This is a genomic window from Streptomyces cahuitamycinicus (genome assembly GCF_002891435.1).
Classification (GTDB): domain Bacteria; phylum Actinomycetota; class Actinomycetes; order Streptomycetales; family Streptomycetaceae; genus Streptomyces; species Streptomyces cahuitamycinicus.
The window spans coordinates 1-9,350 of record NZ_POUC01000325.1; the positions used below are offsets into that span (position 1 = coordinate 1).

General features: G+C 70.4%; 9 protein-coding genes and 1 pseudogene. 7 read left to right on the forward strand and 3 right to left on the reverse strand.

The features are described 5' to 3' along the window. The first annotated feature begins 75 nt into the window (after positions 1–75). The 3 genes from C1J00_RS31485 (at position 76) to C1J00_RS31495 (ending at position 3,911) form a co-directional block, all read left to right on the forward strand. Complete coding sequence (locus tag C1J00_RS31485) at positions 76–735, forward strand: LuxR C-terminal-related transcriptional regulator (RefSeq protein WP_281262780.1); 660 nt, start codon at positions 76–78, stop codon at positions 733–735. Between the two features lie 175 nt (positions 736–910). Continuing rightward, positions 911–2,839 (forward strand): 2-oxoacid:acceptor oxidoreductase subunit alpha, encoded by a 1,929-nt coding sequence (locus C1J00_RS31490; protein WP_102912391.1) that lies wholly within the window; start codon positions 911–913, stop codon positions 2,837–2,839. Continuing rightward, a complete protein-coding gene (locus C1J00_RS31495) occupies positions 2,832–3,911 on the forward strand; it encodes a 2-oxoacid:ferredoxin oxidoreductase subunit beta (RefSeq protein ID WP_102912392.1) in 1,080 nt (359 codons plus the stop codon). Before C1J00_RS31490 ends, C1J00_RS31495 begins: the two co-directional genes overlap by 8 nt. A 31-nt stretch (positions 3,912–3,942) precedes the next feature. On the opposite strand, the gene C1J00_RS31500 is transcribed toward C1J00_RS31495, so the two are convergent. Beyond that, positions 3,943–4,323, reverse strand: a complete 381-nt coding sequence (locus C1J00_RS31500; RefSeq protein WP_102912393.1) for a winged helix-turn-helix transcriptional regulator — start codon at positions 4,321–4,323, stop codon at positions 3,943–3,945. Between the two features lie 91 nt (positions 4,324–4,414). Between C1J00_RS31500 and C1J00_RS31505 the strand changes: the two genes are divergently transcribed. Next, positions 4,415–5,269, forward strand: a complete 855-nt coding sequence (locus tag C1J00_RS31505) for an NAD(P)H-binding protein (protein ID WP_102912394.1) — start codon at positions 4,415–4,417, stop codon at positions 5,267–5,269. A 185-nt stretch (positions 5,270–5,454) separates the two neighbouring features. After that, the gene (gene rarD, locus C1J00_RS31510; RefSeq protein WP_439333451.1) at positions 5,455–6,405 is read left to right on the forward strand and encodes an EamA family transporter RarD; all 951 of its coding nucleotides are present in this window, start codon (positions 5,455–5,457) and stop codon (positions 6,403–6,405) included. Between the two features lie 80 nt (positions 6,406–6,485). Here rarD and C1J00_RS31515 read toward each other — a convergent pair. Beyond that, positions 6,486–7,640, reverse strand: a pseudogene (locus tag C1J00_RS31515) (MFS transporter); the annotation flags it as partial. Between the two features lie 92 nt (positions 7,641–7,732). On the opposite strand from C1J00_RS31515, the gene C1J00_RS31520 reads away from it, so the two are divergent. After that, positions 7,733–8,182 (forward strand): winged helix-turn-helix transcriptional regulator, encoded by a 450-nt coding sequence (locus C1J00_RS31520; RefSeq protein ID WP_102912396.1) that lies wholly within the window; start codon positions 7,733–7,735, stop codon positions 8,180–8,182. 92 nt (positions 8,183–8,274) lie between these two features. Here the strand turns inward: C1J00_RS31520 and C1J00_RS31525 are convergent, their stop codons facing one another. Continuing rightward, the gene (locus tag C1J00_RS31525; RefSeq protein ID WP_102912397.1) at positions 8,275–8,898 is read right to left on the reverse strand and encodes a CGNR zinc finger domain-containing protein; all 624 of its coding nucleotides are present in this window, start codon (positions 8,896–8,898) and stop codon (positions 8,275–8,277) included. Positions 8,899–8,919: 21 nt separating this feature from the next. On the opposite strand from C1J00_RS31525, the gene C1J00_RS31530 reads away from it, so the two are divergent. Next, positions 8,920–9,350: VOC family protein (locus C1J00_RS31530; RefSeq protein WP_102912398.1), on the forward strand; the 431-nt coding region annotated here is incomplete at its 3' end.

A 9,350-nucleotide genomic window follows, 5' to 3' on the forward strand; every position in this document is an offset into this window, starting at 1 on the left:
GGTGGGCGCGGGGCCGTTGTGGGCTGCGGACGGGCGGCATCGGGCTGTGGGGGGCCGGACATCGTGGAGGACAGGGTGCGGGTGGTCATCGCCGAGGATTCAGTGCTGCTGCGGGAGGGCCTGACCCGGTTGCTGACGGACCGTGGGCACGACGTCGTCGCCGGTGTCGGTGACGGCGAGGCGCTGATCAAGACCATCACGGAGCTGGACGCGGCGGGCGAGCTGCCGGACGTGGTCGTGGCGGACGTGCGGATGCCGCCGACGCATACCGACGAGGGGGTGCGGGCGGCGGTGCAGCTGCGCAAGGCGCACCCGGAGCTCGGGGTGCTGGTGCTGTCGCAGTATGTGGAGGAGCGCTACGCAACGGAGCTGCTCGCGGGCTCCAGCCGGGGCGTCGGCTACCTGCTGAAGGACCGGGTGGCCGAGGTGCGGGAGTTCGTGGACGCGGTGGTGCGGGTGGCCGGTGGCGGTACGGCGCTCGACCCGGAGGTGGTCGCGCAGCTGCTGGGCCGCAGCCGTAAGCAGGACGTGCTGGCGGGGCTCACCCCGCGGGAGCGTGAGGTGCTGGGGCTGATGGCCGAGGGGCGGACGAACTCGGCGATCGCGCGGCAGCTGGTGGTCAGCGACGGGGCGGTCGAGAAGCACGTCAGCAACATCTTCCTGAAGCTGGGGCTGTCCCCGAGCGACGGGGACCACCGCAGGGTGCTGGCCGTGCTGACGTACCTCAGGTCCTGACGTTTTACGCCCTGGCACCGGATACCCGGACAAACAAGGACGCATGATCATCCCGAAGTCGTGTCCAAGATGCGAATGACACAAAGAAGGCGACCCTTGCGGTCGTAGTGTTGATCCTGGGAGGGCCTGCGGGAAGGCCTTTCCCGGACAGCCGCCTCGAGGGAGGTCCAGTTCAGTGACCAGCCAGGTCAGTAGCCCAGCGGAGCAGGCCGACGGAACAGTCGTAGGAGAGCAGCGCAAAGCGGCGGGCGCGAAGGATGTCCGCCGCCTCGACCGGGTGATCATCAGGTTCGCGGGGGACTCGGGTGACGGTATGCAGCTCACCGGTGACCGTTTCACCTCGGAGACCGCGTCGTTCGGCAACGACCTGTCGACGCTGCCGAACTTCCCGGCCGAGATCCGGGCCCCTGCCGGGACTCTGCCGGGTGTGTCGTCCTTCCAGTTGCACTTCGCCGACCATGACATCCTCACGCCCGGTGACGCGCCGAACGTGCTGGTGGCGATGAACCCGGCGGCGTTGAAGGCGAACATCGGCGATCTGCCGCGCGGCGCCGAGGTGATCGTCAACACGGACGAGTTCACCAGGCGGGCGATGCAGAAGGTCGGCTACGACACGTCCCCGCTGGAGGACGGGTCGCTGGACGGCTACCACGTGCACCCGGTGCCGCTGACCACGCTCACGGTCGAGGCGCTGAAGGAGTTCGCCCTGACCCGCAAGGAGGCCGAGCGCAGTAAGAACATGTTCGCGCTGGGCCTGCTGTCGTGGATGTACCACCGGCCCACCGAGGGCACGGAGAAGTTCCTGAGGTCGAAGTTCGCGAAGAAGCCCGACATCGCGGAGGCCAACATCGCCGCGTTCCGGGCGGGCTGGAACTTCGGCGAGACCACGGAGGACTTCGCCGTCTCCTACGAGGTCGCCCCGGCGGCCACGGCGTTCCCGCCGGGTGTGTACCGCAACATCTCCGGCAATCTGGCCCTGTCGTACGGGCTGGTCGCCGCTTCGCGGCAGGCGGATCTGCCGCTGTATCTGGGGTCGTACCCGATCACTCCGGCCTCGGACATCCTGCACGAGCTGAGCAAACACAAGAACTTCGGGGTGCGCACGTTCCAGGCCGAGGACGAGATCGCCGGTATCGGGGCGGCGCTGGGCGCGGCCTTCGGTGGTTCGCTGGCCGTGACGACGACGAGCGGCCCGGGGGTGGCGCTGAAGTCGGAGACGATCGGGCTGGCGGTGTCGCTGGAGCTGCCGCTGCTGATCGTGGACATCCAGCGCGGCGGCCCGTCGACGGGCCTGCCGACCAAGACCGAGCAGGCGGACCTGCTGCAGGCGATGTACGGGCGCAACGGCGAGGCGCCGGTTCCGGTGGTCGCGCCGCGCACCCCGGCGGACTGCTTCGACGCCGCGCTGGAGGCGGCGCGGATCGCGCTGACCTACCGCACGCCGGTGTTCCTGCTGTCCGACGGTTACCTGGCCAACGGCTCCGAGCCCTGGCGGATCCCCGACATCGAGGAGCTGCCCGATCTGCGGACGCAGTTCGCGCAGGGGCCGAACCACACCCTCGACGACGGCAGTGAGGTGTTCTGGCCGTACAAGCGGGACCCGCAGACGCTGGCCCGCCCCTGGGCGGTCCCGGGCACACCGGGTCTGGAGCACCGGATCGGCGGCATCGAGAAGCAGGACGGCACCGGCAACATCTCCTACGACCCCGCCAACCACGACTTCATGGTCCGCACCCGGCAGGCGAAGATCGACGGCATCGACGTCCCGGACGTCGAAGTGGACGACCCGCACGGGGCGACGGTACTGGTCCTGGGCTGGGGCTCGACCTACGGGCCGATCACCGCGGCGGTACGGCGGCTGCGCAGAGCCGGGGAGTCCGTCGCGCAGGCGCATCTGCGGCACCTCAACCCCTTCCCGCGGAATCTGGGCTCTGTGCTGGAGCGCTACGACAAGGTGGTGATCCCGGAGATGAACCTCGGGCAGCTCGCCACGCTCATCCGGGCGAAGTACCTGGTCGACGCCCACTCGTACAACCAGGTAAACGGCATGCCGTTCAAGGCGGAGCAGCTCGCCGCGGCTCTGAAGGAGGCCATCGATGGCTGAGACGTCCACGCACGGCCCGGGCACCGTCGAGTCGCTTTCCCTCGTTCCCAAGGCCGAGGGCAGGCAGTCGATGAAGGACTTCAAGTCCGATCAGGAGGTGCGTTGGTGCCCCGGCTGCGGCGACTACGCCATCCTCGCGGCGGTGCAGGGCTTCATGCCGGAGCTGGGGCTGGCGAAGGAGAACATCGTCTTCGTCTCGGGCATCGGCTGCTCCTCCCGCTTCCCGTACTACATGAACACCTACGGGATGCACTCCATCCACGGCCGCGCCCCCGCCATCGCCACGGGGCTGGCCGGCTCCCGCCGGGACCTGTCGGTGTGGGTCGTCACCGGCGACGGCGACGCCCTGTCCATCGGCGGCAACCACCTCATCCACGCGCTGCGCCGCAACGTCAACCTCAAGATCCTGCTGTTCAACAACCGGATCTACGGTCTGACCAAGGGCCAGTACTCGCCGACCTCCGAGGTCGGCAAGATCACGAAGTCGACGCCGATGGGCTCGCTGGACGCGCCCTTCAACCCGGTATCGCTGGCGATCGGCGCGGAGGCCACCTTCGTGGCGCGGACGGTGGACTCCGACCGCAAGCACCTCACCGAGGTGCTGCGCCAGGCCTCCGCCCACCAGGGCACGGCACTGATCGAGATCTACCAGAACTGCAACATCTTCAACGACGGCGCCTTCGACGCCCTGAAGGACAAGCAGCAGGCCGAGGACGCCGTGATCCGGCTGGAACACGGCAAGCCGATCCGCTTCGGCGCCGACCAGGCCAAGGGCGTCGTGCGGGACCCCCTGACCGGCGATCTGAAGGTGGTCGCGGTGACGCCGGACAACGAGGACCAGGTACTCGTCCACGACGCCCACTCCCCGTCCCCGACCACGGCATTCGCGCTGTCGCGCCTCGCCGACCCGGACACCCTGCACCACACCCCCATCGGTGTCCTGCGCTCCGTCGAGCGCCCGGTCTACGACACGCAGATGGCCGACCAGCTGGACACCGCGATCGAGCAGCACGGCAAGGGCGACCTGGGCGCGCTGCTGGCGGGCGGCGACACCTGGACGGTCGTGGGCTGACCTGCCAAGCCCCCCCGAGACCCGGGACCGCCTAGGAAGCGGCCCGGGTCTCGTCGTATGTCCGCCGTGCCTTCTCCACGTCGTCCATGCGGTCGTGCGTCCACTGCGACAGGGCCCGTACCTGCTCGGCGGCCTCGCGGCCCAGGCCGGTGAGGGAGTAGTCGACGCGCGGCGGGATGACGGGTTTGGCGTCGCGGTGGACGAGTCCGTCCCGTTCCAGGGTCTGGAGGGTCTGCGTGAGCATCTTCTCGCTGACGCCCCGGCCGCCGTACGCGCCGATCGCCCGGCGCAGCTCGCTGAACCGATACGGGCGGTCCAGGAGCTCGATGAGGACGAGCACACCCCAGCGGCTGGTCACGTGCTCCAGGATCAGCCGATACGGGCACAGGGCTTCGCTCTTACTTACCGCCATGCCAGTACCTTACTTCAAAGTGGGTACTTTCCAAGAGTTAGCGCATCTCCTAAGGTTAGTGCCAACGCACCCCACAAGGAGAGTCCTCACCATGAGCATCGTCGTCACCGGAGCCACCGGGAACCTCGGCCGTCACGTCGTGGAGCAGCTGCTGGAGAAGGTCCCCGCCGAGCAGATCACCGCGGTCGTGCGCAGCGCGGAGAAGGCCGCCGACTTCGCCGACCGAGGAGTGCGGATCGCCCTCGCCGACTACAACGCCCCCGCCTCCTTCGACGGCCTGTTCTCCGCCGGCGACAAGGTGCTGCTCGTCTCCGGCAACGAGTTCGACAAGGGCCGCGTGCAGCAGCACAAGGCCGTCATCGACGCCGCCGCGGCGGCCGGTGTCGCCCTGGTCGCCTATACGAGCGCCCCCGGCACCCTGACCGCCGCGCTGGCCGACGACCACCGCGGCACCGAGGAGATCCTGCTGGGCTCCGGCGTGCCCTACGCGCTGCTGCGCAACGGCTGGTACCACGAGAACTACACCGAGAACCTCGCGCCCGTACTGGAGCACAACGCGGTCGTCGCCGCCGCCGGTGAGGGCAAGGTCTCCTCCGCCTCGCGCGCCGACTACGCCGCTGCCGCCGTCGCCGTACTGACCGGTGAGGGGCACGAGAACAAGACGTACGAGCTGGGCGGCGACACCTCCTGGAGCTTCGCCGAGTACGCGGCCGAGCTGAGCCGGCAGACCGGCAAGGACATCGCCTACAACGCCGTCTCCCCCGAAGCCCTCGCCGGCATCCTCACCGGCGCGGGCCTGCCCGAGCCGCTCGCGCAGACCCTCGCGGGCGTCGACGCCTCCATCGAGAAGGGCGAACTGGTCGTCTCCACCGGTGACCTCTCCCGCCTGGCCGGCCGCCCGACCACCCCGCTCGCCGACGCCATCGCCGCAGCCCTCAAGGACTGACCGCCGCTTCACCGCGCCACCCCTGACTGTCATGACCGTATGCCGATACGGACATGACAGCCGGGGGTGCTCGGCGTTACCGTCGTGAACGCGGACGCACGCCAGGCGCGAAGGAGGGGCCCGTGACCGGCAAGCCGAGGGGTGAGCGGCACATAGGACTGCTGAACGGCTTCGCGGCCTATGGGATGTGGGGGCTGGTCCCCCTCTTCTGGCCCCTGCTGAAGCCGGCCGGCGCGATGGAGATCCTGGCCCACCGGATGGTGTGGTCGCTGGTCTTCGTGGGCGCCGCGCTGCTCGTGCTGCGCCGCTGGGCCTGGGCAGGCGAGCTGCTCCGGCAGCCCCGCAAGCTGGCGCTGATCACGGTCGCCGCGACGGTCATCACCGTCAACTGGGGCCTGTACATCTGGTCCGTGAACTCCGGGCACGTGGTCGAGGCCTCGCTCGGGTACTTCATCAACCCGCTGGTCACCATCGCGATGGGCGTGCTGCTGCTGAAGGAGCGGCTGCGGCCGGTGCAGTGGGCGGCGGTCGGGACCGGCGGCGTGGCGGTGGTCGTGCTGACCATCGGCTACGGGCAGCCGCCGTGGATCTCCCTCTGTCTGGCGTTCTCCTTCGCCACGTACGGACTGGTGAAGAAGAAGGTGGGCCTCGGCGGCATCGAGTCGCTGGCCGCGGAGACCGCGATCCAGTTCCTGCCCGCGCTCGCCTTCCTGGTGTGGCTCACCGCGCAGGGCGATTCCACGTTCACCGGCGAGGGTGTGGGGCACGTGGCGCTGCTCGCCTCGGCCGGTATCGTCACCGCGCTCCCCCTGGTCTGCTTCGGCGCCGCCGCCATCCGTGTGCCCCTGTCCACCATCGGCCTGCTGCAGTACTCGACGCCGGTCATCCAGTTCCTGCTCGGCATCCTCTACTTCCACGAGGAGATGCCGCCGGAGCGCTGGGCCGGATTCACGCTCGTCTGGCTGGCGTTGGCGCTGCTCACCTGGGACGCGTTGCGCACCGCCCGCCGGGCCTCCCGCACGCTCACCAGCGAGATCAGCGTGCCCAGCACCACCAGCGCGACCGGCACCGTCAACGCCGCGCGGAACGCCGAGAGTGTGGCCTCCGGGCCGGACCCGGTGGACGCCAGGCCGTAGACCGCGGTCACCGCCGAGATGCCGATCGCGGAGCCGAACTGAATGGCGGTCGTCAGCAGCCCGCCGGCCAGCCCCTGCTCCGACTCGGCCACCCCGTCCGTCGCCGCGATCGTCAGCGGCCCGAAGGCCAGGGCGAACGCGAGACCGCTCAGGAGCAGGGCCGGGAACATCATGGCGTAGGACCAGTCCATGCCGACCGGCAGGAACAGCGCGTAGGAGGCCACGGCCAGGAGGAATCCGCCGGCGATCACCCGGGCGTTGCCGAAGCGGGTGACCAGTCTGGGCGTGAGCGTCGGCGCGAGGACGGCGTCGATACCCGTGACGAGCAGGGCCAGCGCCGTCTGCAGGGACGACCAGCCGCGCAGTTCCTGCAGGTAGAACGTGACGACGAACTGGAAGCCGAAGAAGGCGCCGAGGAAGAGCAGCGCCCCCAGGTCGGCGCGCACGACCGGGCCCTTGCGCAGCAGGCCGAGCCGGACGAGCGGATCGGGGCAGCGGCGTTCGACCACGACGAAGGCACCGGCCAGCAGCACGGCCGCCAGGCCCGAGGCCAGGGTGATCGGCCACTGGTGCAGGCCGTGCTCCAGACGTACGACGGTGTAGGCGGCCAGCAGCATGGCGCACGCGGCGGTGACCGCACCGGGCAGGTCGAAGGTGCGCCGGCGCTTCGGCGGAGCGTCACGCCGGGGGATCAGGCGTACGGCGGCGACGAGCAGGGCGGCGGCCAGCAGCACGGGTGCGAAGAACACCCAGCGCCAGCCGATCTGGGTGAGCAGACCCCCGACCACCAGGCCGAGGGAGAAGCCGGCCGCGCCCGCCCCGGCGAAGACCAGCACGGCCTTGTTGCGCTGTGGGCCCTCCTCGTACGAGGTGGTGATCAGGGAGAGCGCGGCCGGGGTCATGAAGGCGGCGGCGACGCCCGTGACGAACCGGGCGACGATCAGCATCCAGCCGCCCGTTGCGAAGCCGCCGAGCCCCGAGAAGGCGAGGAAGATGGTCAGCCAGAGCAGGAACATCCGCCGGCGCCCGAGCAGGTCGGCGGCCCGGCCGCCCAGCAGCGTGAAACCCGCGTAGCCGAGCACATAGGCGCTCATCACCCAGGCGGCGGTGCCGGTGGTCAGCCCGAGATCGGCACGGACGGCCGGGATCGCCACCGCCATCATCGCGACGTCGATGCCTTCGAGGAAGATCGTTCCGCACAGAACGAGCAGTAGCGCCCAGGCACGGGTGCCCATGAGTCAACACTCCTCCGGTAGAGGGCGGTTACGCAAGCGGGGGTCGGTTCCCTCTTGTAACCACGCCCCTCCCTGCGGCAGCATCGTTGGACGTGGAAGAAGGCACTTCGAAGTCACCGAGTAAGCGCCCGAGCACCGTGAACCACGGCGACGCCGACCCCTTCCAGTGGGACACCCGCGAGGACTGCCAGGTCCGGCAGATCCTCGACCGGATCGCCGACAAGTGGTCGCTGCTGGTCATCGCGCTGCTGGAGAACCGGCGGCTGCGCTTCACAGAGCTGCGCCGGGAGATCGACGGGGTCAGCCAGCGGATGCTGACGGTGACCCTGCGCTCGCTGGAGCGCGACGGCCTGGTGAAGCGGACGGTGCACCCGGTGGTACCGCCGCGCGTCGAGTACGAACTGACCTCCCTCGGCAGAACGCTGCACGCCACGGTCCAGTCCCTGGTGACCTGGACGGAGAAGCACCAGGGGGAGATCGCGGCGGCCCGGGCCGCGTACGACTCCCGCACGGCGGACGCCGCGGAGGCTACGGCTCCGTAGGAGCGCGGCGGGCCCGGTGCGCTCCGTAGGAGCGCGGCGGGCCCGGTGCGCCCGGGCCCTCTCACGGTTCCCGCAGTGCTCCGCCGCGGAGGCTACGGCTCCACAGGAGCGCGGCGGGCCCGGTGCGCCCGGACCTTCTCACGGTTCCCGCAGTGCTCCATCGCGCACCAGCGGCGGCGGCCCGGGCGGGAGGTGTCGACGAAGAGCAGGTGGCAGTTGTGGGCGCCGCACTCGCGGACGCGGTCGGCGAAGGGCCCGGTGAACAGGTCGATCGCGTCGCGGGCGACGGTCGCGAGCAGGTGGGTGCCGGTGGCGCCCGGGGCCCAGGCGCGGGTGCCGTCGGGCTCGGCGCGGGTGACGAGCGGGGGCGCGGCCGCGGCGGCGTTGACGATGTCCAGCTGGTCGGCCCGCAGGGGTCGCCCGTGGGCGCGGTCGGCCGCGAGCAGGAACACGGCGTCGCGCAGGGCGCGGGCCCGCTCCAGTTCCCCGGCGGAGACGGTGAGCTCCAGGCCGTCCGGCAGCCGGCTGCGCCCGGCCCAGGTGACCAGGTCAGCGGGTTCGTGCAGCACTTCCCAGCGGGCGAAGGCCCCGGGGCCGCCCGTCACCGTCAGCTCCAGGCACAGGGTGCCGGGGTCGAAGCGGTAGGGCTTGCCCTGGCCCGAGACCAACGTCAGGCCGGGCGTTCGATCCGGCGTTTCCCCTGCGCGTCCACTCATCTAACCAGTATAAGTGGTTACATGACTCAGACACCCGCATCACCGGCTCCCGTGCACTGGAAACTCGTCATCGACGCGAACGACCCGCACACCCAGGCCGACTTCTGGGCCGCCGCCCTGCGCTACGAGGTCGAGGACAACAGCGTCCTCATCGGGAAGCTGCTCGGCTTCGGTGCCCTGCCGGAGGAGGCCACGGTCGAGTTCCACGGCCGCCGTGCCTTCCGGGACCTGGTCGCCGTACGGCACCCCGAGGACCCCTACGAGGAGGAGAGCGGGACCGGGCTGGGGCGCCGGCTGCTGTTCCAGCGCGTTCCGGAGACGAAGACGGTCAAGAACCGGCTGCACCTCGATCTGCACCCCGGCCAGGGGCGGCGCGACGAGGAGGTCGCCCGGCTGGAGGGGCTGGGGGCGAGCGCACTGCGGCGGGTGAAGGAGCAGGGCGGGGAGTGGGT